We start from the raw sequence: 22,033 nt of genomic DNA on the forward strand, positions 1-22,033 counted from the left end.
GATAACGCAGCATTTTAGAACATCTCACCCTTTGAGGCCCCAGGATCTGAACTCAATCAACTTGATCATTACAACGGCTGCTTTCCACCCATAGCGGCCGGTTCGTGTGGTACGATTTGGGTATACCCCTGGAGAACCAGCCCGGAGCCGGTTCACCAAGCCCCGATTCACCATCCAAAGGAAACCGCCGATCAGGAGACCGTCTGCAGCGAACTGATCAGCCCACCCGTGTACCTGAGGGCCTACTCTGCGCCTCCACGGACGAGCAGGACGCGCAGCGCGCCCGTGCACAGCTCGAACCTTCGCTGGGCCGGCCATCCTCATCCTCTCGATGTGTGCTTTCGTACGGCAAGATAGCCTTATGCCCTCTACACCGTGGAGCGACAGCCCGCCCTAATGGAGACGGCACATGCAAGCCCAGCTCAGAGGGAAGATTAGCGACTCCTCCGAACTGCGTCTTGATGAACTGGACGCTGCTTCTGGCGGCGAAACAAAAATGGTGACCGATTTTCAATTCAAAGTTTTCGGAGTAGACATATTTGGAGGCCACTACGAGTCTGGCGGCAAGACAACAGGAACCTATTCTGGGTATTGTGTTGGATCGAGCTGCACCGCGACAAGCAACTTTACCCGTCCATCATGAACTGCCTCCTGCAATGCCGGACTGCGATTAGCCTCGGAGCCGGCCTGCCGGAAGCGATCACGGTCGAGAGTTGGGGCCGGTCGATCGGGTCGAAGCCGCGGGGCTCGCGCCGGATCGGCATCTCCCAACTCTCCCCCGCAACCTGGTTGCGTGCCCGCGCCTGCGGAAAGTCCTGGTAGAAGGTCATCCGGCTCACCCCCAGCCGCTTGGCGATCGCCGCCACCGAGATGGTGCCCGAGGCCCGCAGCGCCCGCCCGACCTCGAAGTCCCCCTCGGACGGGGCCTTGAGCCTCCCGCCCTTGCGGCCGCGGGCGAGGGCAGCCCTGTGCCCCTCCAGGGTCCGCTCGCGGCTGAGGGCGAGGAAGTACTCGGCCATGGCGCCGTGCACCTGGCGGGCGAAGCGGCCGTGGGCGGTGTCGCTGTCGAACTGCTCGGTGAGGGAGCGGAAGTGGACCTCCTGCCGGCGCAGGCCGTCGATGGTGGGCATCGTCTCGACCAGGGAGCGACCGAGGCGGTCGAGCTTCCAGATTACGCGCACGTCGTCGGGACGGAGATAAGGCGAGGGCGGCCTCGAACTCGGGTCGCTTGGTGCCGCCGTGCCGGACTTCTTCTCCTCGAAGACGCGCTGGCCTCCGGCGCGGGCGAGGGCATCGCGCTGGAGGTCGAGGTTCTGGTCGTGGGTTGAGACGCGGGCGTATCCGACGAGCATGTCAGGATGGTCTCGCGGGAGGGTATTGCCGACAGTCGTTTTGTTTACACACCGGTTCGCGATTGAGTTCAGGCGTGTCTCGCTTGGGTCCCGATAAGGGCCTGATGGGGTGCTGAGTGCCGCCTGACGTTCGGCGCCGGCCACAGTTGGTGTTTCACGCCAATGTCTCGCTTGAGCACGCCGTTGCGTGACACGAGACCCTGAGGGTGGCGGCCGGGCCATGGGAGCGCCGGTCGCTTCGGAGCCCAGCCGCCTGCCGTACCATCCCGCAACCGGGAGAAGAAGCCGCGGCGGCACGACCAGTCTCAGCTACCGCACGACTGCGGCGAAGGAAGAGCGCCGGCACGAGCGAGATCCCGGCCGGCGCGAAGTTCAGTTTCCGTCCCCTGTCAGCGTCCTCGCGAGCCCTGGCGTGCTCGATACCGGCGCGCTGGGCCTGCTCGGCGGCAACGGCCTGGGCCTGGACAGTCGCCGCCATAAAGCCGATCAGCGCGTCCCTAACGGCCTGCTGTTTCGGATCCGTAGTGGCGCCGTCCAAAGTCAAACAATTGGCGACCACGAGGACGATGACGCCTCAGCGCGTGAGCCCGCGGACCTCCCGCAGACGTCCCTAGAGTAGCAGCTGATTCGATTGACCTACCTCATATGCAGCGTGTCGCCCCGGCGCAGGAGTTCGAGCAGCCTGGGTCTTAAATTTGGAGATGATCCGGGATCCGCTTGATCGAAGCGGATCCCGGATCACAAGCCTGCGCGGCGCCTGAGCGACGCCGACATCCGCATTGCGAAGCAATCAACCGGATGTCGAATGAGATCCGTATAAGTCAACGTTCGTAAGCCGAAAGTACCTCATACAGGCGGGTTTTCGCTGTCTTGCCAAGAGTTCGTATGGGAATGCCCATGCAGACACAACTGGTGCATTGAGTGCACCTTAAGGCGGATCGATCATGCGATTGCGGGCTTGCGCGCCACCAGCAGCAGTGATGCACCCTCATCATCGGGGCGGAACGGCTCCGGCTTGAGCTTCCGCATCACGAACCCACCCATGAAGCCGATCAGCGCGGAGGCGTGCCACGCCCAGGAGTGCCGATAATGAACCTGGCGGCATTTCACCGGTGAGCAGCGCTCCATCCAGTACACGATCGCATCCACGTCGCTCCAGGGCGCGATCTCGACCGCGGCGCTGACCAGACCGGCGCGGGCTGCGACCGCCTCAAGCGCCGCCTTTGTCCACCACGTGAGGTGATGCGGCACCGCGTTGATCAGGTAGTTCGGGATCCGGGTGTGCGCCGCCGGCACGTGCGGCACTCCGACGATCACGGTGCCACCTGGTCGCACCGCCCGCATCATCGCCTCTACCATCGCCACCGGCTGCTCGACGTGCTCTAGCACCTGGAAAGCGGTGACCACGTCGTAGTGGCCGGCATGCGTCCGCAGGTGGTCGTCCAAGTTCTCGATCCGGGCCCAGGACGCGCCGGGCTCGCCGGAGAAGTGCGGGTCCAGACCCGTGTAGTCGGCGTGGCGCACCTCGTGGCGGAACGCGCCGAAGCCGCAGCCAACATCAAGCACCCGGTTGCCCGCCGCAACGTGGCGGGCGGCCAGTCGGAACTCGGCCCGCGGGTGTCCTTCGCGCGGGTAGTGGCGGATATTCAGACGGCTGTAGAGGGTCGTGTAGAAGCCGGCATCCCCCTGCCGCATGGGGTCGAAGAAGTAGAGGCCGGTCGGCGACTCCCACAGGCCGAAGCGCGTTACGCCGCGGAAGCTCGGGCGCACATCGACCCGCAGCGTGTAGCGCCAGAGGTCCGCGAGCAGGCGCGCGCTCACCCACTGCACGAGGCGGACCGCTGGTTCGCCCGTGACGGGACAGGGTGGGGTCGTCATGGGGTGTCCTGCAAGTCAGTGGAGAGGTCAACGGTGCGCCGAGCGACTAGCAGCAGGGCGACGCCCTCGTCCGTTCCCGGCTTTGGTAGGGGTAGGAAGGACGCCGCGACGACTCCGCCAAGCGCTCCGACCAGGGCCGCAGCGTACCAGGACCAAGCGTGGCGGTAGTAGTGCGCGCGGCAGCGCACGGGCGAGAGGCGCGCCATCCAGTGCACGAAGACATCGCCACGAGACCATGCGGATTCCCGCACGATGGCGTCGGTCAGTCCGACGCGGCGGGCGAGCGCCACCAAAGCCGGCTTGGTCCACCATGTCAGGTGGTGGGGCACGGCGTTGGTGAGCCAGTTCGGAATGCCGGTCTGCGCCGAGGGGACGTGCGGCACGCCGGCAATGACGAGGCCGCCCGGCCGCGCGGCCCGCGCCATCTCAGCCATGAGGCTGACCGGGTCGGTCACGTGCTCCAACACCTGGAAGGCACAGACGACGTCGTAGCTCCCCGCGTGCCTCACGAGATGGTCGCTCAGGAGCTCTGCCCGTGCCCAGGGACGATCCTCCCCGCCAGCAAAATGCGGGTCGAGCCCGACGTAAGTCGCGTGAGGCACGTGATGCCGGAAGGCCCCGAAACCACATCCGACATCAAGCACCCGGTCGGCGGGCCGCACGTAGGCGGCTGCGGTCCGAAACTCGTCGCGATCGGGGTCCCGCAGGTACTGGCGCATGCCACGGCTCCGGTAGAAGGCCGCGTAAAAGTCCGCGTCGCCCGCCCGCATCGGGTCGAAGAAGTGGAGGCCGGTCGGCGACTCCCACAGGCCAAAGCGCGTCGTGCCGGAGAAGCTTGAGCGCGGATCAGCCCGGAATAAGAGCCGCCACAGGGCGGTGAGGTGGCGGGCGCTGACCCATTGCACGAGGCGCACGGCGGGCTCACCGGTGACTGGGCAGGATGGCGGCATCAGGTCGCCCCCGCGCGCGCGGTGTGCCGCTCGATCAGGTCCGCGGCGGCGCTGACTCCCGGTTCGCGCGCCATCGCCGTCGCGATCGCCACCACAGCCGCAGAGCGAGTTCCGGCCGCAGCTCGGGCGATCCGCCCGGCGAGGTCCTCCGGTGTCACGCGGCCGAGCGCCACGGGAGCCTCGCCCGCTCCAACTTCGGCGACGCGGCGACCCCAGTAGAACTGGTCGCCCAGCACCGGCAGCACCACGTTCGGCCGCCCGGCCCGAAGCGCCGCGGCCGTCGTTCCCGCTCCGCCGTGGTGAACGACCGCGGCGACATGGGGAAAGAGCAAGGCATGGTCGCTCTCCTGGATCGGTAGGATGCGGTTCTCAGCAGTGTGGTCGTCCGGCATCGGGCCGGCAAGGGCGAGCCTGCCCGACCCCGTGTGAAGGATCGCCCGCCCGCCCCAGAGGTCGAGCGCGCGCCGCACCACCTCGGTGTTGCGCTTGGCGCCCCAGAGCATGGAGCCGAACCCGATGTAGACCGGCGGAGGTCCGGCATCGAGGAAATGCCGGATCTTCTCGGGCAGCGCTGCTGCGGGATCCTGCTCCCGGAACCAGAAGCCGGTCTGCGTCGCCGGAACGGGCCAGTCCTTGGCGGGCGGGCTCAGCGCGGCGCTGTAGGCGAGCACCACGGGTGTTTCGGAAAGGCCGTGCGTGACCGGGTTCGTGAGCAGGTGCAGGTCTCCACCCACGCCGCAGCGCCGCAGCGCCCGCAGCGGGCCGTGCATCAAGGGCGTGAGCAGGCGAAACACCTCGTAGGAAAGGCGGTTGCCGACTCGCCCGAGGTTACGTCCGCCGAACAGTGAGAGGCTCTCCCGCGTTGTTGGCAACAGGGGCTGGCACATCACCAGCAAGGATGCGATGCCCCTCGCGCGCGCGATGGCTCCGGCGAAGAACCCAAAGCTGTTGTAAACCACGAGGTCGGCCCGGCCGACCTCGTCAAGGGCGCCGAGCATGAGGTCAGTGATTTGCGCCTCGACCCGGCCAGCAAGGGCACGCACATTTCGCAGCAGGCCGGACCGGGGTACGAAATTGCTGCGAAACAGCTCGTCGAAGGCCGGGTCGCGCAGCACCTCGGCAAAGGGTACTCCCATGGTGACGGGATCAAGACCGAAGCGGCGTACCAGCCCGGCGTAGTCGCTGGTGGTCAAGATGCGGACGGCGTGACCCCGCGCCTGCAGCTCGCGGCCGAGCACACAGAAGGGCTGTACGTCGCCTCTGGTTCCGAAGCTGACGAGGAGCATGCGGCGCGCGGGAACCGACATAGCTATCTGCCTCCGCCGCAGCTGCATCGCTGAGGGTGAAGTCGCTGGCTGCCTGCCGGGCAGAGACAAGCCACGCCTGCCGCTGCAACCTCCCCGGAGGCTTGAGGCGGCGTGAGGAAGTATGCCGCTTCGCGCGTTAGTTTACCCGATTGTGGGTGCGTCGGGCTTGCAGGCAGTTGAGCCTACCGAATATGGGGACCGCGCTCAGAAAAGAAAAAGGCCGCCCTCGCGAGCGGCCCGAAGTCTAGGGAGGAAACGCCCAAGGAGGGCACACCCGGCCGCGACGGCATCGCGGTTGGGCGCTCGTCATATGCCATGGGGCGAGGATTACTATAAGCGATGATAATAGCGTGCTGCATTGCAGGGAGTGCATAACAGGTGGACGTTCGGCTGATTGGCAGGACGGAGACGCATGCGCACCTGGCCGAGCAGGCCATCAGCAATCCCGTCCCGACCGAAGCGCCCATTCGGATCGGGGAAGGCGTAGAGCAACAGCGCAGCGGCGGCAGGGCAGCGATCCCCTTCCAGTGTTGGTTGGCTGGAAGCGCCCCATGCTGGGTCGGCGTGATCGGGAGCAACCTGAGTTGTTCGTAGAGGGCTCGCTGCGCCAGATCTTGCCGGATGATCACATCCTGGTGCGGGTCGACCGGATGCTCGGCCCGTCCTGGCTGCGGGAGAGCGTGGCTGACTTGTACTGCGCGACCAACGGCCGGGCATGGATCCCGGGCTTGGCGGTAGTGTCGCCGATCCCGCCCTCAGCGCCGAGCCGGTAGAGCAGCTTGAAGGCGCGGTCCGTCGGTGTCTCCCGCTGGGACCGATAGCCGGGCCCGGGGCTCCCAGCGATCCAGGTCGAAGGGCCTTCTCGCTTCGACGTCACACGGGGCGATCCTGCGCGGGGGACACCGCGCCGCCGGGATGCTGTTCGCTGGGCCGTAGAGGGCGGCGGTTCCGGAGCGACCTGGATCAACACCGCCCCACGCTGCCGTGACACGCTCGCTGATCCGGTCGGGCCGGGGAAGGCGCTGCCTCCACTCAGCTTGCCTTGGGCCGGTCCGCGCAAGCCGCCATGCCCGCAGGGTCCCGTGGCGGGCTTATCGCCTGCAGGTGCATGGCGGCCGGGCCGAAGCCCTACTCAGAACCCGGCCGCCAGCTCCAGCGACCAGCCCGCCACGGGCTCAAAGCGGTCACCAGTCGCTGCCTTCGCCCGCTCTCGTCGTCGACACGAGCGGGCGGTCCCGGAAGATCAGAGGCGACGACCCGGAGATCTCATCCCGGAGCACCGGGCCGCCGCCGTGCCGGCTGGGTGTTCAGCGCCGCAGGCGAAACGGTGGGCCAGGATGGTCAACGAAGTCTTACCGGCAGCAGAACGCCCGGCGGTCATTCCGTACCGCCGGGCGTCTGTTCGGAGACGAGCCGGCTCCTGGTTTCTGGAAACCGGCTTCGGTCCGGTTGACGATCCCAATCCGCCCAAGTTCGCGGACCTGGACGAGGCACAAGCCTGGATCGAGGAGCGGCGAGCTCGCGCGTCCTGAGCCTTACGACTGGAGTTGCAGTAACGCCTGATGTGCGGGCTGGCGCTTACCAGATGCGCTCCCCACGTGTGTGCACATGACACCCGAGCAGAACCTCCGGCCGGAGTGCGAGTGCGGTCCCGAAGAGCGCGTGGTGCGGGCGGAGATCGCCTACTGCCTGCTGGAGCGCGCCTATCAGACCTTGGCGCTCGCCTTCGAGCGTGCCGCCCCGGGCCGGTTCGCCTGCCTCAACCGGGCGGTGATGCGCGATGTCATGGCCGATCTACGCGAGATCCAGGAGACGCTCCCCGAGGGGATCGCGGCTGGGACCGCGCTCGCGGACATCGCGGCGGAGTTGCGCGAGACACTGCTTGCCGCTGAGAACATCGTCTGCACGCCCCAGGACGGAGAACGGTGAACCGCTGGGCTGTGTGCGGCGATTGCGTCCGTCAGGCAGGCCGCGCGAGCAGGATCGCCGTCCTGATCACTATGCACCGCGCGATCGAGGGTGGGATCGTCCAGCACGTCCCTGGCGATTTCGCGGTTCGCCACGGCCGCGGCAATGTCGATCGCCACGCCCTTCGCGATCAGGCGCATGCCGGGCGTGGGATCGTCCAGGTACTCCCGCATGGCGGCATCGAGCTGCTCGTCGGTGACGGCCTTGAGGGCAGGGAGCGCTTTGAGGTGTAGAAGCGGGGGCCTGAGGGCCCCTCCCAAGCCGACGGAACCGCCCGGAGCCGCCGCGCGGCTATCCGCTTTTCAGGGATCTCCACTCGACGCCGGCCGGGCTTCCCTCCCGAGCCGGCATTTCGTTGTGCGGGCCGGGTCTTCAGTGCCGCTTTCGGACCCGGCCCGCGGCCCTGCCCCGGGCGTGCGGGCCTGGAGCGGACAGCCAAAGACTAGTGCACTGACGCATTCAAACGTACATGGCTCAGCGCGATTTCTCCCTCATTTTCAGGCGAGTAGCGGCTGAGCACATGGTGTTTTCGTCGGCGTCTGTGCACTAGTACGGTCGAGGCAGCGGCTTGCAAGACTCCACTGAAAGCCAATAGACTGGCCCTCGACTGGCGGCCGGTTCGAGGCCCGCGCGAGACCTTCGGAACGCTGTCCGGAGGCACCATGACGCGTCCCATACTGGGGCTTGTGCGAATAGCGGGTTTCGCCGACGCGACGGCGCTCAGCCTGCGGAACGTGCAGACGGCGACGAGATGAAGATTGTGTCGGAGGCGACTCGGTAGCGCCTTGCCAACTTGACCGCCAGCATACTTTTCTGGCGGAGTTCTACTCTACAGAGCCTCAGCCCGCCCGGCACCTCTCCACCGTGGCGGACTTTCTTTCGCTAACGTGGCTCAGGTCCGAATACGAGGTGCGACGGCACTCAAAATGTGCTTGAGGTACGCGCGATCCATTTGCCCAAACGTGGATCGCAGCCTTTCAGCCCGCCCGGTCCTGCCGCGGCGGGCTTCCCTCATTCGCTTGGGCCCACAGAGCGTGACAAAGGTCGGGACCAGCACGATCTCGCAGCTGAGCGCGATAACGTGGCTGGAGCGCCCGAACGGCTCGAGGAAGCAGGCGTAGCACGCGCTCGTGGCGAAGAGCCTGAGCCGGGCAGCGGCGGCGGACATGCCGCAGTGGGCCAGCAGCTGCGGGACATCCTTCATGGCTCAGCTTACGGTTCCATAAAGGCCGGTTCGCGCCTTCATGCGCGCCATCGCACTCTCGGATCGGAGACGCGCTGATCCGCGTCAAGGCGGGCCTGCCCCGTTGACCGGCACTTTCACGCGTGTCGTGGCGCACGTCGGGCCGTTTACGGTTTCCTACCTCGATCGGCACACCCTGGTCGTTCCTCTTGAGGGGGCGTGCATGGCGCAGATCCGCATCCTGGACCCACTGAGCGGTCGCGTGGTCTCGGTTGATCTCCCGCTGCCTGCCGCTGCCCGTCCCGCTCCACGCCCCGCCGAAGCCGTTCGAGAGCCGCGTCCAGGGCCGGCGCAGGGCACGACGGCGCCGGAGAAGCCGCTGGCGGTGCCGCCGACCGCTGTCCCGGCGGCCTGAGGACGGTTGCCGCGGGGCGCTTCGATCAAGAACCCTCCTGCCCGGCGCGGCCGCTCCAGAGCTGCTTCGAGCCCTGATGCCCTGGCTGCCGAACCCTTCTCGGCCACAAGCAGAAGGCTTCCGCCTTGGGGTTTGATTATGGCGACGAGCGGTGTTGGCACGCCTCTGGAGGGCGCAGGAATGGCCGTGGGCGGCCGTTGTAACGGGACGGAACGGCGGGGCGAGCCGGTGCCGTCCAACTCGTGCAGCAGCTCCGCCAGCCTTGCTCCAGCGGTTCGTCGAGAACGGGCTCGTACAGCGCCTGCAATCGGCGTCCCAGGCGGTCGCGCGGTTGCGAGCCCGCGCGAGGTGGCTCCATACGCCCGCCTTGCGCGAATGGCCGAGAGCCGAATTCTCCGCAGGATTATACGCCGGAGACATCTTGGGTTCAAGCGGTCGTCGCAACACCATCTTGCACGGCAGCCAGCACAGCGTCGAGCGCCTCTGCCGGCGTCTTCCAGTTCAGCGTCTTGCGCGGTCTGCTGTTGAGGGCTGCGGCCACAGCAGCAAGATCGTTCGCGCTGTGGGCGCTCAGATCCGTTCCTTTCGGGAAGTACTGTCGCAGTAACCCGTTCGTATTCTCGTTCGTCCCCCGCTGCCAGGGTGAGCGTGGATCGCAGAAGTAGACCTGCAGACCCGCGTCGATCCGCAAGCGCGCGTGCTCGGCCATCTCGGTACCCTGGTCCCAGGTCAACGAGCGCCGCAGCTGCTCGGGCAAGCGCGCGATCGTGCCGGCGATCGCCTCGCGCACCGCCTGGGCCCCGTGCCCCGCCAGCGCCGGGCCGTTCTTCGCACGCGGTGTCACCCCATGGCCGTCCATCGGCGGAAGATGCAGCAGCATCGTAAAGCGCGTCGTGCGCTCGACCAGGGTCCCGATCGCCGAACTCTTCAGACCCAGGATCAGATCTCCTTCCCAGTGCCCCGGCACCGCGCGGTCCTCCACCTCGGGCGGACGCTCGCTGATGAGCACCTCGGGGGTGACGAACGACCTGCCTCGGCCCAGGCTGCGGGCCCGCGGCACACGCAAAGCCCGTCCTGTGCGAAGACACGCGGTCAGCTCACGCTTCAGCGCGCCCCGGCCCTGGATGTAGAGCGCCTGATAGATCGCCTCGTGACTGATGCGCATCGTCGTATCGCCCGGAAAGTCGAGCCGTAGGCGCTCGGCGATCTGCTGCGGACTCCAGGATCGACCCCATCGGCGGCTCTGGCGTCGCCCGTGCCGCCGTCCCTTCCAGGCAACGCTAGGGCCAGGCAGAGCGCTCCCGCCCGGTGTCGCGACAGTTCCGGCGAGCCGCTCCTGCACGTACGTCCGCAGCGCTGCGTTCCCCGCCAGTTTTGCTGGCTTGGGCCGGCGTGCCGCGCGTTCAGCGTGCCACTGCGCGGTCGTGGCGCGATAGTCCAGGCCGCCACTGCGGGTCGCCGCATTGCGGCGCAATTCCCGCGAGATGGTCGACGCCGCCCGTCCCAGACGCCGAGCGACGTCCCGGACCCCGTGACCTTGCGCTTGTAGGATCGCGATCTCCTCCCGCTCAGCCAACGACAGGTAGCGCGCAGAAGGCGACTTGGATGATGGTGACAGGTGGGAAGGTGCCATTCCGCCTGCTGTCCGGAACCACCGCGAGCCGACCGGTGGCGAGATCCCGAGCTTCATCGCTGCGACCTCGCTGGAGAGACCCTGCGCGAGGAACGCCCAGAACCCCCGCCGCGTCTCGCGCAGACCGACCCCGGGACGACCCGGTGACCGCAGCTTCTCGCGAAGTGCCCGATCCGAACGCCGCCGACCTGCCATCACAACCGCCCTCCGCCAAGCCGTTGCGACGACCACTTGAATCCACCCATTGTGCCGCGCATAAAATGATGCCGGCCCGAGTAGGACCCGGCCGGCAGTGTGGGCCTTCAAACCTCCTCTTCGGGCCGACGAGGGCCCCCTCCGAGTCGAGCTGCTTCAACTTGGCAGTAACGGATCCACCGCATTGGAACGAACGACTTATCTCCGCGCCTGCGGAGGAATCGTCTGCTAAGATGGGCCTGCTGCAGGCCGACAGCGCCGAGCCCATGGGGCAGGATGCAGCGCTTCCACGGGGGCGCCCATGCTGGCAGGACGTCCGAACATGAACAGATATCCGGGTCGGCCCGCGGATGAGTGGGCCAGGATTATCGCTGAAGCCTATGCTGCTGAGGCACGGCCACCTCTTACACAGCGCCTGCTGGAGGAGATGCGCGTCATCATCACCGAGGCACTCAGGGAGGCGGAGGTGGCCAACAGCCCGGATGCCGAGCGCTGCGAGCGCGTGAACTTGGTTCTGGATCGCAGCGAGATGTCCCTCCACGCTGCCGTCGGACCTCGCCTCGCCGCCATCGATGACGCCGCCGGACAGGCTGTGATGGTGCACCGTTCGGAGGCTGGGCGGCCGTTGCGCCCCTATGGCGGGCAGTAAGCCGGTCACGCGGCGCACCGGCACGGCTGACATCCTCCGCAGCTAGCCCGGGACAGGCGGGAGCAAGCCCATGAGCGACACATCCAAGATCTCGGACGCCAACACGGGGCTGCCGAATGCCGGTGCGGATTGGCCAACGATCCGCGATTGGCGCAAGGAGACGCGAACCAAGCTGATCGAGCAGCGCATCGGGCTCTCCGCCCAGGATCGCGCGGCGCGGAGCCAGAGGGTCAGTCAGGCGCTCGGAGCGGCACTGGAGCCTTACGCCGGCAAGCTGATCGGCTTCTACTGGCCATTTCGCGGCGAGTATGACCCGCGAGCGGTTCTCTCGTCGATGCGGGAGCGGGGCACGCGCCTTGCGCTGCCGGTGATCGTGGAGCGGGGACAACCGCTCGTGTTCCGCGAGTGGTCACCGGGCCGCTTGATGGCGCAAGGCGTTTGGAACATCCCGGTGCCGGAATCTGGCGAGCCGGTGTTTCCCGACCTCCTGGTCGTCCCGCTCGTCGGCTTTGACGAGCAGGGCTACCGGCTTGGCTATGGTGGTGGCTTCTACGATCGCACGATCGCTGCGATGTCGGTCAAGCCGCGCACCATTGGTGTTGGCTTCGAGCTCGGGCGCGTGAGGACGATCTACCCGCAGCCACATGACATCGCTCTGGAAGAGATTGTCACTGAGCGCTGACACGAATGCTGACGCCGTCAGCGGGGCCCGAGCGCTCGTGAGGGTACGCGCCTCTGAGACAGGTCAACACGGTCGCGAATCGTTTGCGGACCGTCCCGACCGCCACGTGGGCTGCGTTCGCGATCTCCTCCGCGCTCCTGCCGCCCGCGATCTCGTTGACCAGGCGCGCTTCGGAGGAGGTCAGGTTGAGGATCCTCTTCAGCACCTCGGGCGAGGGATGTGGGTTGGCATCCAGATTGCCGAGAATGACGACCTTGTGGGGTCCGCCCGGGGCGGGCTGGTTGATGGAGACGGTGCGCACGATTAACCTTTAGGGCGGCAATTGGCCCGCGAAGACGGTCGCGCTGGCGAGATGACCGATGAAGCGGAGAGACTTCCTCGCAGCGCTGTTCTTCCCGTGCTTGGCGCATCGGGTCGCGGCGGCGGCGAAGGCTCGCATCGTTATCCTACACAGCGGGTTTGCTGACCGCACACCCATCCACCAGCTTTACTCCGCGCTGAGTGACCTTGGGCATCACCAGGGGCAAACTGCCGATATTGAGCTTCTCAGTGCGGACGGCGATCCCGACCGCCTCACCTCGTTTGTAGCTCACATATCCCAGGTCCAGCCACAGGTCATCATTGCAGTGACATCACCTGCCGCACTTGCACTCAAGCGCGCGCATGTCTCTAAGCCGGTAGTGTTCTTGTTCGTGTCCGATCCAATTCGCCTTGGCCTGGTGAAGAGTCTACCCAGACCGGGAGCCAACTACACGGGAGTGACATTCAGTGATGCGTTTCTGGGGGCGAAACGCCTCCAACTCCTGACCGACACCGTCCCAGAAATGCGCACAGTCGCTGTCCTTTGGAGCCCGCAGTTTCAGGAGAACGCTGCCCTCGTGGAGAGTATCCTCATTGCAGGGAAACGGTTCAGTATCGAGGTGGCGACCATAGAAATCAGCGGCGCTGCTGGCTTGCCTGCTGCATTCGATGGTGCGGTAGCCGCTCGGGCGCAGGCCGTGATCTTCATCACCGAAAACGCCCTTTTCAACCACCGGCGCACGATTGCTGATTTGGCTTTGGCTCGGAAACTTCCAACTATCCACACCTTCCCGCCTGAGGTGCATGATGGCGGCCTGATGTCATTCTGCCCCGATCTCAGGGAGAGCTATCATCGCGCAGCGGCTCTGACCGATCGTGTACTTCAGGGAGCGCTGCCGCGTGATCTCCCGGTCGAGGAGCCTTCCAGGTTTACGTTGTGCGTCAACATGAGGACGGCAGCAGCACTCGGCTTAAACGTGCCCGATTCCATCCTGGCCCTTGCCGATGAGGTGATCGATTAGGCTGCAGTCCCCGCATCCGAGCTATCACGTCGGCGGGCAGAGCGCGCGGCGGACGGACCGAGGCTTTGAGACGACGAGGCCCGCCCGGTAGGCCGCCGGGCGGGCTTTGACGCGAGACCGATGGCGGGTTGCCACTGAGTGAATGGTGCCCCCGATATGGTTAACGAGCGATCGCATGGCACCCTGGCCCGGGTGGCCCTTCGCCTTCCGCCAAGCAGACGCCCGCGGCCCGTTGCATGACGGCCACGCATGAGCTGCCGATCGTGCCGCGCTCCGCTGCCGCGATGGCCGCGATGGCACGGTTGGCGCGCCGTGCACTCGGGCTTCACCGCCGGGGCGCTCTCCTCGGCGGCGGGGTCAAGGCGTGCCGCCAAAGGGCCGGCCTACGGCTCGACCGCATCGAGCGTTGACGTCAGGCGGTGTGATGCGGGATCCGCTTGATCGAAGCGGATCCCGCATCGCGAGCCTGCGCGGCGCCTGAGCAAGGCCCAAATCCGCCATCCCGAAGGGATCAAGCGGATTTGGTATGACCAAGTGCGTGTGGGTGAGCCCACCCTCGTGCACGCCCACATATGGGACATACGTTGGACACGGGCAGCACCGAAAACAGCTAAGTGATTGATTCTGCTGGCGCGCCCTACGGGACTCGAACCCGTGTTTTCGCCGTGAAAGGGCGACGTCCTAGACCGCTAGACGAAGGGCGCTCGCGGTGAGCGACCCTATAGTGAGCTTCCGGGCCGACGGCAACCGCATTGATGGGGTTGACGCGGTCGTCGCCCTGCTGTGTGTCGGCGCGCCGCAGGGCGGCGGGAGGGCACAGCATGGCGATCAAGCGGATGCCGCCGCGCGAGCGGCGCGGCGGGCCGGACCGGCGGACCGGCGCGCCCGCCCGGGCGCCCGCGGGCGCGCGGGCCGGCGCGGGCCCGCGGAGGGCCGACGAGGACACGGTCGTCCTGTACGGCTGGCACCCGGTGGCCGAGGCCCTGCGCAACCCGCGGCGCCGGCTCACCCGCCTGCTCGCGACCGAGAACGGACTCGCACGCCTCACGGAGGAGGTCGGCGAACTGCGAATCGCCCCGGAGACCGTGCGGCCCGGCGAGATCTCGGCCCTGGTCGGGCCCGATGCCGTGCATCAGGGGCTCTACCTGGAGGCGGAGCCCCTCCCGGTCCCGCCCATCGAGGACCTGCCGGCCGACGCCGTGCTCCTCGCCCTCGACCAGATCACCGACCCGCACAATGTCGGGGCCATCGTGCGCACCGCGGCGGCCTTCGCGGTCACCGCCATCGTCACCACCGCGCGGCACTCCCCCGCCGCCACCGGCGTCCTCGCCAAATCCGCCTCGGGCGGGCTCGAACACGTCCCCTTCATCACCGTCCGCAACCTCGCCGAGGCGCTGATCCGCTTCGGCGAGCAGGGCTTCACCCGCATCGGCCTCGATTCCGAGGCGCCGGTCCCCCTGTCGGAGGTGACGCCGACGCGCCCGCTCGTCATCGTGCTCGGCGCCGAGGGCAAGGGGCTGCGCCAGCGCACCCGCGAGTGCTGCGACGTGATGGCCCGGCTCGACTTCCCCGGCGCCATCAAGAGCCTCAACGTGTCGAACGCCGCCGCCATCACCCTCTACGCCCTGGCGCCGCGGCGCTGAGGCCGGCCCGCCCGGTCAGCGCCAGAAGGGCCGCACGTCGATCAGGGCCGCGTGGGCCTCGGCCGCCGCCCGCAGCAGGCGGGCGGTGCGCTCCTCCATGTCCGCCGCCGTGAGCCCGGCCGCGAAGACGGCCGAATCCGCGGCGCCCTCGGTCAGTGCCGCGGTGAGCGTGTGCGCGGTCGCGATGTCGTTGAGGTCGCCCAGGCAATCCTGCAGGTCGGCCAGCGCCTTCACGAAGGTCCTGTGCCGCTTGACCGCCTTCGGCTTGGGATAGAGGCTGCCGAAGAACTCCGCCCCGTAGCGCAGCTTCTTGGCGGCGATGCGCACCCGGTGGCGCGCCTCCGGGTCGAGTTCGTCGAGGTGGCGCCCGCGCTTCTTCACCTGGCGGCGGCGGCGCTCCAGCTCCTCCGTCGCGAAGGCCCGCGCCGGCCCGTCCCGGCGCGCCGCCTGCGGCGCCCCCGCCTCGCGCCAGGGCCCCGCATCGATCCAGGCGATCAGGTCGAGGAGGAAGAGCCGCCACTCCTCCCCCCGCAGGACCGCGCCCACCGCCTCGTAGGCGCGGCTGCGCTCGCCCTCCAGATGCGATTCCAGCCGCAGCAGGCCCGCCTCGTCCGGGCGCCGGGCCCGCTCGGCCGGGAGCGTGCTCGCGAGGAACACGTCGAGGTTGCGGGCTTGGCCGAAGGGCTCGCCGAGCCGCCGCAGCTCCGCCCGGATGGTGGGCGTCCGGTGATCCTCCACGAGGTCGCCGAAGAGCGAGAAGGCCGAGCGCAGGCGGCGCAGGGAGACCCGCAGCTGGTGCAGCGCGTCCGCGTCGCGGTGGTCGAGCAGCACCGCCTCGTTGAGCCGCATGTGGCGCAGGCAGGCATGCGCGACGGCCTGGAAGGCTTCGCCGGCGCTCGCCTCGGGGTCGAGCCGCACCGGCTCCGCCTTGCTGGCGCGGTCGAGGCGCCCGGCGAGGAGCGAGTAGCCGCGCTCGGCCTTGGTCATCACCCCGAGGCGCAGCGGCACGCTCGCGCCGATCTCGCGGGCGAGCCCGAACAGGTCGGCGGCCGAGCCGTCCTTGAGTTCGAGTTCGAGCTCGTGGATCGGGGCGACCCGGTCGCCCTCGCCGTCGAGCAGGGTGATCCGGCCGCGGTCGAGGGCGACCTCGATGCGCGAGCCGCCGCGCGCGATCACCCGGGTCGAGCGCTCGACGCCCGCCGAGAAGAGCGGCCGCAGCACGCTCTTGCGGCCCAGAACATCCCCCGCCGGGGTCTCGCCGAGGCGCGCGAGGTCGGGCTCGGCCCCGTCGACAGGCCATTCCCATTCGGGCCGGTCGAACAGCCCGGCGCCGGTGCCGGCCGCCTTCACCGTCTGGACGTGCCGATCCCCGTCGCGGCGCACCCGCAGCGTGAAGCCCGCCTCGCGCAGGCGCCGGTCCTCGGTGTCGAAATACACGGAGGTCAGCCGCGCCTCCCGCTCGTCGCCGCCGAGGAGCGGGTGCTCGCTCAGCGCCGCGAGGTCGGAGGCCTCGAATTCGAGCTTCAGTTCGGTCTCCCGCGGCGTGCTCATCCGGTCCTTCCATTCTCCCGCTGCGGCGGTGGGCGCGCCGGCCCGCCGCCCGGGCCCCGAGGGCCCGAGCCGCCCGGGCAGGAACGCCCGAGACGAGAGAACGATATGGGCTCTCGGCACGCCGCCGCGCAAGCGTCCGGTTTCCGCTCGGTCAGCGCGCGCGCAGATGGGCGACGAGGGCGGCCGCGCCCGCCTCGGGCGGCCCGTCGTTGAGGATGGTCAGGTCCGCCGCGTCGGGCGCCCGCCGCGCGAGGCGCGCGGCGAGGTCGCCGTCCTCCGGCCGGCCGCGGGCGGCGAGGCGCCGCGCCAGCACCTCGGGCGGCGCCGTGACGCTGACGACGCTCACCCGCGGCAGGCGCGCCCGCGCCTCCGCCACGGCCCGCCGCGAGATGTTCGCGGTTACCACGTGTCCGGTCTCCGCCAGGGACAGGCAGGCGGCCGGCAGCGCGTAGCCGAGGCCGTGGGCGCGCCAGGCCAGCGCGAAGCGCCCCTGCGCCTCCCCGGCGGCGAAATCCGCCTCGCCGATCTCGCGGTTGTCCTCGTGCGCGGAGGGCGGCCGCGTCACCAACCGGCGCGGGAAGACGTAGCGGGGCTCGGCCGCGAGCGCGTCCCGCGCGAGGCGGATCAGCGTGTCCTTGCCCGCGCCGCTCGGGCCGACGATCAGGACGAAGCCGCCCGGGCGCATCTCAGGCCACCCGCTCGCCGCCGCGCCAGACCTGGCGCACGACCGGCACGCCCCCCGCGCGCCGCACGCGCACGAGGTCGGCCCGCAGGCCCGCCCGCAGGGCGCCGCGGTCGTGAAGGCCGGTGGCCCGGGCGGGATTGGCGGTCACGGTCGCGATCGCGGCGGGCAGGGTGATGCCGGGCACCCGCTCGGGCAGGGCGAAGGCCGCCATCAGCAGGCTCGCCGGCACGTAGTCGGAGGACAGGATGTCGAGCTGGCCCTCGCGGGCGAGGTGCTCGGCCGCGACGTTGCCCGAATGCGAGCCGCCGCGGATCAGGTTGGGCGCCCCCATCATCACGGTGATGCCGGCCTCCCGGGCCGCCCGCGCCGCCTCGGCGGTGGTCGGGAACTCGGCCAGGGCCACGCCCTCGCGCCGGGCCAGGGCGACGTCGTCGAGGGTGGTGTCGTCGTGGCTCGCGAGGGCAATGCCGTTCTCCCGCGCGATCTCGACCAGGGCCGGGCGGTTGACCGCGTTGAGGGCCTGCCCCTCCCGGATCTTGCGCTCGGTCCCGGCCTTGATCGCCTCCAGGGAGCGCCCGCCCCGGCCGGCATATTGGTAGTACTTGGCGATGTCGCGGAACTGCCGCTGGCCCGGCGTGTGGTCCATCAGCGAGAGCAGGCTGACGGGGAAGCGCGCCGCGAAGTCCCTCACCGTGTCGACGACGTCGTGGGACGGGATCTCGCAGCGCAGGTGGGTGAGGTGCTCGGCGCGGAACAGGCCGGCCTCCCTGGCCTCGGCGATCGCCCGGGCGAGCTGCATCAGCTCCGGCCCGAGCCCGCTCCCGTCCGGGTCGCTGCCGGCGCGCAGGGAATCGAACACCGTGGTGATGCCCGAGGCCGCGATCTGCGCGTCGTAGGCCAGCACCGCCCCGAGGGGATGCCAGCGCACCCCGGGACGCGGCGCGTAGTGGCTCTCCAGGTGGTCGGTGTGGAGCTCGACGAGGCCCGGGATCAGGTGGTCGCCGCCGAGGTCGAGCCCGCGCGCGGGCGCCCGTCCCTCGCCGATCTCGGCGATGCGCCCCTCCGCCACGGCGAGCCAGCCCGCCTGCACCCGGTCGGGCAGGACGAGGGTCGCGTTCTCAAGGATGGTCTCGGTCATGCAGTCTCGCCCTTCAGGCCGCCGCGCGCTCGCGGAACCGGGTGACGTCGATGGTGCGGGTCGCCACCGCCTCGCGCACGTCCGCGTCGTGGAAGATGCCGATCAGGCCGGCGCCGGCCGCCTGCTTCTCGCGGATGAGGTCGATCACCACGGCGCGGTTGACCGCGTCGAGGGAGGCGGTCGGCTCATCGAGGAGCAGGAGCGGCTTGTCGGCGATGAAGCCCCGCGCGATGTTCACCCGCTGCTGCTCGCCGCCCGAGAAGGTCGCGGGCGGCAGGTCCCAGAGCCGCCCCGGCAGGTTGAGGCGGGCGAGCAGCTCGGCGGCCCGGCGGGCGGCCGCCTCCGGGGCGAGGCCGCCCTCGCGGCCGGCCGCCTCCACTACCTCGCGGGCGCCCACGCGGGGGATCACCCGCAGGAATTGCGACACGTAGGCGACCACGCGGCGGCGCAGGGCCAGCACCTCGCGCGGGGCGGCGCTCGCCACGTCGACCACGCGCGCCCCGTCGCGGATGCGGATCGCGCCGCGATCGACCCGGTAATTGCCGAAGGCCATCTTGAGCAGCGAGGACTTGCCGGCGCCCGAGGGCCCGCCGAGCACCACGCACTCGCCCGGATGCACGGCGAGGCTCACGGCGGCGACGACCGGAAGGGCGAGGCCGCCGCGCAGGTGCAACGTGAAGGTCTTGGCGACGTCCTCGAAGGCAATGAGCGGGATCATGCGGCGAGCACCGAGGAGACGAGGAGCTGCGTGTAGGGCTCGGCCGGGTCGTCGAGCACCTGGTCGGTGAGGCCGGTCTCGACGATGCGGCCGGCCCGCATCACGATCATCCGGTGGGACAGGAGCCGCGCCACCGCGAGGTCGTGGGTGACGATCACCACCGCGAGGCCGAGCTCCGCGACGAGGCGGCGGATCAGGTCGAGGAGCCGCGCCTGGACCGAGACGTCGAGGCCCGAGGTCGGCTCGTCCATCAGCACGAGGCGCGGGCCGGTGACGAGGTTGCGGGCGATCTGCAGGCGCTGGCGCATGCCGCCCGAGAAGCTGGTGGGCGGGTCGTCGACGCGGTCGGCGGCGATCTCGACCTTGCCGAGCCAGTCGAGGGCGGTGGCGCGGATCCGGCCGTAATGGCGCGCGCCCACCCCCATCAGGCGCTCGCCGACATTGCCGCCGGCCGAGACCGCCATGCGCAGGCCCTGGGCCGCGTCCTGCCGGATGAAGCCCCAATCCGTGCGCATCAGGTGGCGCCGCTCCGCCTCCGAGAGGCCGGCGAGGTCGGCGAGCCGCCCGTCGCGCAGGCGGTAGCGGACCGTGCCCGCGTCGGGCGCGAGTTCGCTCGCGATCAGCGACAGCAGGGTCGACTTGCCCGAGCCGGATTCGCCCACGATGGCGAGCACCTCGCCCGGATCGAGGTCGAAGGCGACGTCGGCGCAGCCGAGCCGGGCGCCGTAATGCTTGGTGAGGCCGCTGACGCTCAGGAGTGCGCTGGTCATTCCCCGGCTCCCCGGTGGCCGGCATCCCGGCGCTCCTCGCAGAAATCGGTGTCCGAGCAGACGAACATCCGCCGGCCGCGATCGTCGAGCAGCACCTCGTCGAGGTAGACGCCCTCCGCCCCGCACAGGGCGCAGGGCCGCTCGAAGCGCTGCACCCGGAACGGATGGTCCTCGAAGTCGAGGCTGCGCACCCGGGTGTGGGGCGGCACCGCGTAGATGCGCTTCTCGCGCCCCGCGCCGAAGAGCTGCAGGGCCGGGCAATCGTCCATCTTCGGGTTGTCGAATTTCGGGGTCGGCGACGGGTCCATGACGTAGCGGCCCGCCACCTCGACCGGGTAGGCGTAGGTGGTGGCGATGTGGCCGTGGCGGGCGATGTCCTCGTAGAGCTTCACGTGCATCAGCCCGTACTCGGCGAGCGCGTGGAGCTGGCGCGTCTCGGTCTCGCGCGGTTCGAGGAAGCGCAGGGGCTCGGGGATCGGCACCTGGTAGACCAGGACCTGGCCCTCGGTCAGGGGATGCTCGGGAATGCGGTGGCGGGTCTGGATCACGCTCGCCTCCCGGGTCCGCGTCGTCACCGCCACCCCGGCCGTGCGGGCGAAGAAGGCCCGGATCGAGACCGCGTTGGTGGTGTCGTCCGAGCCCTGGTCGATGACCTTGAGCACGTCGCCGCGCCCGAGGATCGCCGCCGTCACCTGCACGCCGCCGGTGCCCCAGCCGTAGGGCATCGGCATCTCGCGCGAGGCGAAGGGCACCTGGTAGCCCGGCACCGCGATCGCCTTGAGGATCGCGCGGCGGATCATGCGCTTGGTGCCCTCGTCCAGGTAGGCGAAGTTGTAGCCGGTCCCCTCTTCCGGGCCGGACTCTCGTGCGGCGATCCCGCTCATTCGGCGGCCTCCCCCTCGGCGGCGTCCTCGTGCGCGGCGGTCCGCGCGGCCGCGTGCTCGGCCCGCATCCGGCGCACCAGCTCCAGCTCGGCCTGGAAATCGACGTAGTGGGGCAGCTTCAGGTGCTCGACGAAGCCCGTCGCCTGCAGCGCGTCGCAATGGGCGAGCACGAATTCCTGGTCCTGCGCCGGCGAGGCGATCGGCTCGCCGAGTTCCTCCGCCCGCAGGGAGCGGTCGACCAGGGCCATCGCCATGGCCTTGCGCTCGCACTGGCCGAAGGCGAGCCCGTAGCCGCGGGTGAATTGCGGCGGAGCCTCCGCGCTGCCCTTGAACTGGTTGACCATCTGGCACTCAGTCAGCGTCACCCGCCCGAGCGGCACCGGGAAGCCCAGCTCCTCGGGCGTGAAGTCCAGCGCGACCTCGCCGACCCGGATCTCGCCGACGAAGGGATGCGTGCGTCCGTAGCCGCGCTGGGTCGAGTAGCCGAGGGCCAGCACGAAGCCCTCGTCCCCGCGGGCCAGGGCCTGGAGGCGCACGGCCCGGTCGGCCGGGAAGCCGATCGGCTCGCGGGTGAGGTCGCCCACGGGCTCGCCCGCGTCCGGGGGCGAGGGTTCGATCAGCCCGTCACGGCCGAGGAGGTCGGTGACGCGGGGCGCCGGCCCCGGCTCCGGCTCGGCCTCGGCGGCCCGCGGCACCTCGCCCTCGGCGGCGAGCGCGAAGTCGATCAACCGGTGCGTGTAGTCGAAGGTCGGCCCCAGCACCTGCCCGCCCGGCAGGTCCTTGAAGGTCGCCGAGATCCGCCGGTGCAGGGCCATGGCGCCGGTCTCGACCGGCTCGCTCGCGCCGAAGCGGGTGAGCGTGGTGCGGTAGGCCCGCACCAGGAAGACGGCCTCGATCACGTCGCCCCGGGCCTGCTTGAGGGCGAGGGCGGCGAGGTCGCGGTCGTAGAGCGAGCCCTCGGTCATCACCCGGTCGACCAGGAGGCCGAGCTGCCCGGCGATCTGCGCCACGGAGAGCTCCGGCACCGCGGGGTTGCCCCGGCGCCGCTCGGCCAGCAGCCGGTGCGCGTTGGCGATGGCGGCCTCGCCGCCCTTGACGGCCACGTACATG

20 protein-coding genes, 1 tRNA gene and 2 pseudogenes are annotated in these 22,033 nt (G+C 69.4%); 8 read left to right on the plus strand and 15 right to left on the minus strand.

Annotation, left to right across the window (positions count from 1 at the left end; genetic code table 11):
* Positions 1-409: 409 nt before the first annotated feature.
* On the plus strand, positions 410-643 hold the full coding sequence (locus QA634_RS14660) for a hypothetical protein (protein WP_150108654.1): 234 nt from the start codon (positions 410-412) through the stop codon (positions 641-643).
* Here QA634_RS14660 and QA634_RS14665 read toward each other — a convergent pair.
* The 4 genes from QA634_RS14665 to QA634_RS14680 all read right to left on the minus strand — a co-directional run bounded on the left by QA634_RS14665 (position 627) and on the right by QA634_RS14680 (position 5,487).
* Positions 627-1,352: a recombinase family protein gene (locus QA634_RS14665; protein ID WP_012332710.1), complete on the minus strand. Its 726-nt coding sequence runs from the start codon at positions 1,350-1,352 to the stop codon at positions 627-629. The genes QA634_RS14660 and QA634_RS14665 overlap by 17 nt on opposite strands.
* 942 nt (positions 1,353-2,294) lie before the next feature.
* Complete coding sequence (locus QA634_RS14670; RefSeq protein WP_012332711.1) at positions 2,295-3,230, minus strand: class I SAM-dependent methyltransferase; 936 nt, start codon at positions 3,228-3,230, stop codon at positions 2,295-2,297.
* Positions 3,227-4,180, minus strand: a complete 954-nt coding sequence (locus QA634_RS14675; RefSeq protein ID WP_012332712.1) for a class I SAM-dependent methyltransferase — start codon at positions 4,178-4,180, stop codon at positions 3,227-3,229. The genes QA634_RS14670 and QA634_RS14675 overlap by 4 nt, the downstream gene beginning before the upstream one ends.
* Positions 4,180-5,487, minus strand: coding sequence for a glycosyltransferase (locus QA634_RS14680; RefSeq protein WP_012332713.1), 1,308 nt, complete (start codon positions 5,485-5,487; stop codon positions 4,180-4,182). Before QA634_RS14680 ends, QA634_RS14675 begins: the two co-directional genes overlap by 1 nt.
* 551 nt (positions 5,488-6,038) lie before the next feature.
* Here QA634_RS14680 and QA634_RS14685 point away from each other — a divergent pair.
* The 3 genes and pseudogenes from QA634_RS14685 to QA634_RS14695 form a co-directional block, all read left to right on the plus strand.
* Positions 6,039-6,224 (plus strand): annotated as a pseudogene (locus QA634_RS14685) (IS5/IS1182 family transposase); the annotation flags it as partial.
* A 600-nt stretch (positions 6,225-6,824) separates the two neighbouring features.
* Positions 6,825-7,019, plus strand: coding sequence for a hypothetical protein (locus QA634_RS14690; RefSeq protein ID WP_083784677.1), 195 nt, complete (start codon positions 6,825-6,827; stop codon positions 7,017-7,019).
* Between the two features lie 76 nt (positions 7,020-7,095).
* Positions 7,096-7,416, plus strand: coding sequence for a hypothetical protein (locus QA634_RS14695; protein WP_012332714.1), 321 nt, complete (start codon positions 7,096-7,098; stop codon positions 7,414-7,416).
* Between the two features lie 31 nt (positions 7,417-7,447).
* On the opposite strand, the pseudogene QA634_RS35870 reads toward QA634_RS14695, so the two are convergent.
* A pseudogene (locus QA634_RS35870) lies at positions 7,448-7,715 on the minus strand (hypothetical protein).
* A gap of 1,765 nt (positions 7,716-9,480) precedes the next feature.
* On the minus strand, positions 9,481-10,881 hold the full coding sequence (locus QA634_RS14705; RefSeq protein ID WP_012330561.1) for an IS30-like element ISMtsp4 family transposase: 1,401 nt from the start codon (positions 10,879-10,881) through the stop codon (positions 9,481-9,483).
* 322 nt (positions 10,882-11,203) lie between these two features.
* Here QA634_RS14705 and QA634_RS14710 point away from each other — a divergent pair, with 322 nt between their 5' ends.
* Together QA634_RS14710 and QA634_RS14715 are read left to right on the plus strand one after the other, a co-directional pair.
* Positions 11,204-11,530 carry a hypothetical protein gene (locus QA634_RS14710; protein ID WP_026190613.1) on the plus strand — a complete coding sequence of 109 codons (327 nt, stop codon included), beginning with the start codon at positions 11,204-11,206 and terminating at the stop codon, positions 11,528-11,530.
* Between the two features lie 70 nt (positions 11,531-11,600).
* Positions 11,601-12,212, plus strand: a complete 612-nt coding sequence (locus QA634_RS14715) for a 5-formyltetrahydrofolate cyclo-ligase (protein WP_012332718.1) — start codon at positions 11,601-11,603, stop codon at positions 12,210-12,212.
* Here QA634_RS14715 and QA634_RS14720 read toward each other — a convergent pair.
* A complete protein-coding gene (locus tag QA634_RS14720) occupies positions 12,199-12,513 on the minus strand; it encodes a helix-turn-helix transcriptional regulator (RefSeq protein ID WP_150108656.1) in 315 nt (104 codons plus the stop codon). The genes QA634_RS14715 and QA634_RS14720 overlap by 14 nt on opposite strands.
* Before the next feature lie 58 nt (positions 12,514-12,571).
* Between QA634_RS14720 and QA634_RS14725 the strand changes: the two genes are divergently transcribed.
* Positions 12,572-13,534, plus strand: a complete 963-nt coding sequence (locus QA634_RS14725) for an ABC transporter substrate-binding protein (protein WP_012332720.1) — start codon at positions 12,572-12,574, stop codon at positions 13,532-13,534.
* Positions 13,535-14,162: 628 nt separating this feature from the next.
* Here QA634_RS14725 and QA634_RS14730 read toward each other — a convergent pair.
* Positions 14,163-14,238, minus strand: a tRNA-Glu gene (locus QA634_RS14730).
* 117 nt (positions 14,239-14,355) lie between these two features.
* Here QA634_RS14730 and QA634_RS14735 point away from each other — a divergent pair.
* The gene (locus QA634_RS14735; RefSeq protein WP_018260626.1) at positions 14,356-15,177 is read left to right on the plus strand and encodes a TrmH family RNA methyltransferase; all 822 of its coding nucleotides are present in this window, start codon (positions 14,356-14,358) and stop codon (positions 15,175-15,177) included.
* 15 nt (positions 15,178-15,192) lie between these two features.
* Here QA634_RS14735 and QA634_RS14740 read toward each other — a convergent pair whose 3' ends face one another.
* The 7 genes from QA634_RS14740 to QA634_RS14770 form a co-directional block, all read right to left on the minus strand.
* Complete coding sequence (locus QA634_RS14740; RefSeq protein WP_012332722.1) at positions 15,193-16,728, minus strand: CYTH and CHAD domain-containing protein; 1,536 nt, start codon at positions 16,726-16,728, stop codon at positions 15,193-15,195.
* A 151-nt stretch (positions 16,729-16,879) separates the two neighbouring features.
* Complete coding sequence (gene phnN, locus QA634_RS14745; protein ID WP_012332723.1) at positions 16,880-17,413, minus strand: phosphonate metabolism protein/1,5-bisphosphokinase (PRPP-forming) PhnN; 534 nt, start codon at positions 17,411-17,413, stop codon at positions 16,880-16,882.
* Between the two features lies 1 nt (position 17,414).
* A complete protein-coding gene (locus tag QA634_RS14750) occupies positions 17,415-18,551 on the minus strand; it encodes an alpha-D-ribose 1-methylphosphonate 5-triphosphate diphosphatase (protein ID WP_012332724.1) in 1,137 nt (378 codons plus the stop codon).
* A gap of 13 nt (positions 18,552-18,564) precedes the next feature.
* Positions 18,565-19,269, minus strand: a complete 705-nt coding sequence (gene phnL, locus QA634_RS14755) for a phosphonate C-P lyase system protein PhnL (RefSeq protein WP_012332725.1) — start codon at positions 19,267-19,269, stop codon at positions 18,565-18,567.
* Positions 19,266-20,039, minus strand: a complete 774-nt coding sequence (gene phnK / locus QA634_RS14760; protein ID WP_012332726.1) for a phosphonate C-P lyase system protein PhnK — start codon at positions 20,037-20,039, stop codon at positions 19,266-19,268. The genes phnL and phnK overlap by 4 nt, the downstream gene beginning before the upstream one ends.
* On the minus strand, positions 20,036-20,923 hold the full coding sequence (locus tag QA634_RS14765; RefSeq protein WP_012332727.1) for an alpha-D-ribose 1-methylphosphonate 5-phosphate C-P-lyase PhnJ: 888 nt from the start codon (positions 20,921-20,923) through the stop codon (positions 20,036-20,038). Before QA634_RS14765 ends, phnK begins: the two co-directional genes overlap by 4 nt.
* Positions 20,920-22,032 carry a carbon-phosphorus lyase complex subunit PhnI gene (locus tag QA634_RS14770; protein ID WP_012332728.1) on the minus strand — a complete coding sequence of 371 codons (1,113 nt, stop codon included), beginning with the start codon at positions 22,030-22,032 and terminating at the stop codon, positions 20,920-20,922. The genes QA634_RS14765 and QA634_RS14770 overlap by 4 nt, the downstream gene beginning before the upstream one ends.
* Position 22,033: the final 1 nt, after the last annotated feature.

The sequence above is a fragment of the Methylobacterium sp. CB376 genome, from assembly GCF_029714205.1.
Classification (GTDB): Bacteria; Pseudomonadota; Alphaproteobacteria; order Rhizobiales; family Beijerinckiaceae; genus Methylobacterium.

Excerpts from the sequence above, each read along its gene's own strand:
- QA634_RS14670 (WP_012332711.1), bottom strand. The coding sequence starts at position 3,230 with ATGACGACCCCACCCTGTCCCGTCACGGGCGAACCAGCGGTCCGCCTC.
- QA634_RS14740 (WP_012332722.1), bottom strand. The coding sequence starts at position 16,728 with ATGAGCACGCCGCGGGAGACCGAACTGAAGCTCGAATTCGAGGCCTCC.
- QA634_RS14690 (WP_083784677.1), top strand. The coding sequence starts at position 6,825 with ATGGTCAACGAAGTCTTACCGGCAGCAGAACGCCCGGCGGTCATTCCG.
- QA634_RS14725 (WP_012332720.1), top strand. The coding sequence starts at position 12,572 with ATGAAGCGGAGAGACTTCCTCGCAGCGCTGTTCTTCCCGTGCTTGGCG.
- phnL (WP_012332725.1), bottom strand. The coding sequence starts at position 19,269 with ATGATCCCGCTCATTGCCTTCGAGGACGTCGCCAAGACCTTCACGTTG.
- QA634_RS14715 (WP_012332718.1), top strand. The coding sequence starts at position 11,601 with ATGAGCGACACATCCAAGATCTCGGACGCCAACACGGGGCTGCCGAAT.
- QA634_RS14710 (WP_026190613.1), top strand. The coding sequence starts at position 11,204 with ATGAACAGATATCCGGGTCGGCCCGCGGATGAGTGGGCCAGGATTATC.
- phnN (WP_012332723.1), bottom strand. The coding sequence starts at position 17,413 with ATGCGCCCGGGCGGCTTCGTCCTGATCGTCGGCCCGAGCGGCGCGGGC.
- QA634_RS14660 (WP_150108654.1), top strand. The coding sequence starts at position 410 with ATGCAAGCCCAGCTCAGAGGGAAGATTAGCGACTCCTCCGAACTGCGT.
- QA634_RS14705 (WP_012330561.1), bottom strand. The coding sequence starts at position 10,881 with ATGGCAGGTCGGCGGCGTTCGGATCGGGCACTTCGCGAGAAGCTGCGG.
- QA634_RS14665 (WP_012332710.1), bottom strand. The coding sequence starts at position 1,352 with ATGCTCGTCGGATACGCCCGCGTCTCAACCCACGACCAGAACCTCGAC.
- phnK (WP_012332726.1), bottom strand. The coding sequence starts at position 20,039 with ATGACCAGCGCACTCCTGAGCGTCAGCGGCCTCACCAAGCATTACGGC.
- QA634_RS14680 (WP_012332713.1), bottom strand. The coding sequence starts at position 5,487 with ATGTCGGTTCCCGCGCGCCGCATGCTCCTCGTCAGCTTCGGAACCAGA.
- QA634_RS14735 (WP_018260626.1), top strand. The coding sequence starts at position 14,356 with ATGGCGATCAAGCGGATGCCGCCGCGCGAGCGGCGCGGCGGGCCGGAC.
- QA634_RS14695 (WP_012332714.1), top strand. The coding sequence starts at position 7,096 with ATGACACCCGAGCAGAACCTCCGGCCGGAGTGCGAGTGCGGTCCCGAA.
- QA634_RS14750 (WP_012332724.1), bottom strand. The coding sequence starts at position 18,551 with ATGACCGAGACCATCCTTGAGAACGCGACCCTCGTCCTGCCCGACCGG.
- QA634_RS14675 (WP_012332712.1), bottom strand. The coding sequence starts at position 4,180 with ATGCCGCCATCCTGCCCAGTCACCGGTGAGCCCGCCGTGCGCCTCGTG.
- QA634_RS14770 (WP_012332728.1), bottom strand. The coding sequence starts at position 22,032 with ATGTACGTGGCCGTCAAGGGCGGCGAGGCCGCCATCGCCAACGCGCAC.
- QA634_RS14765 (WP_012332727.1), bottom strand. The coding sequence starts at position 20,923 with ATGAGCGGGATCGCCGCACGAGAGTCCGGCCCGGAAGAGGGGACCGGC.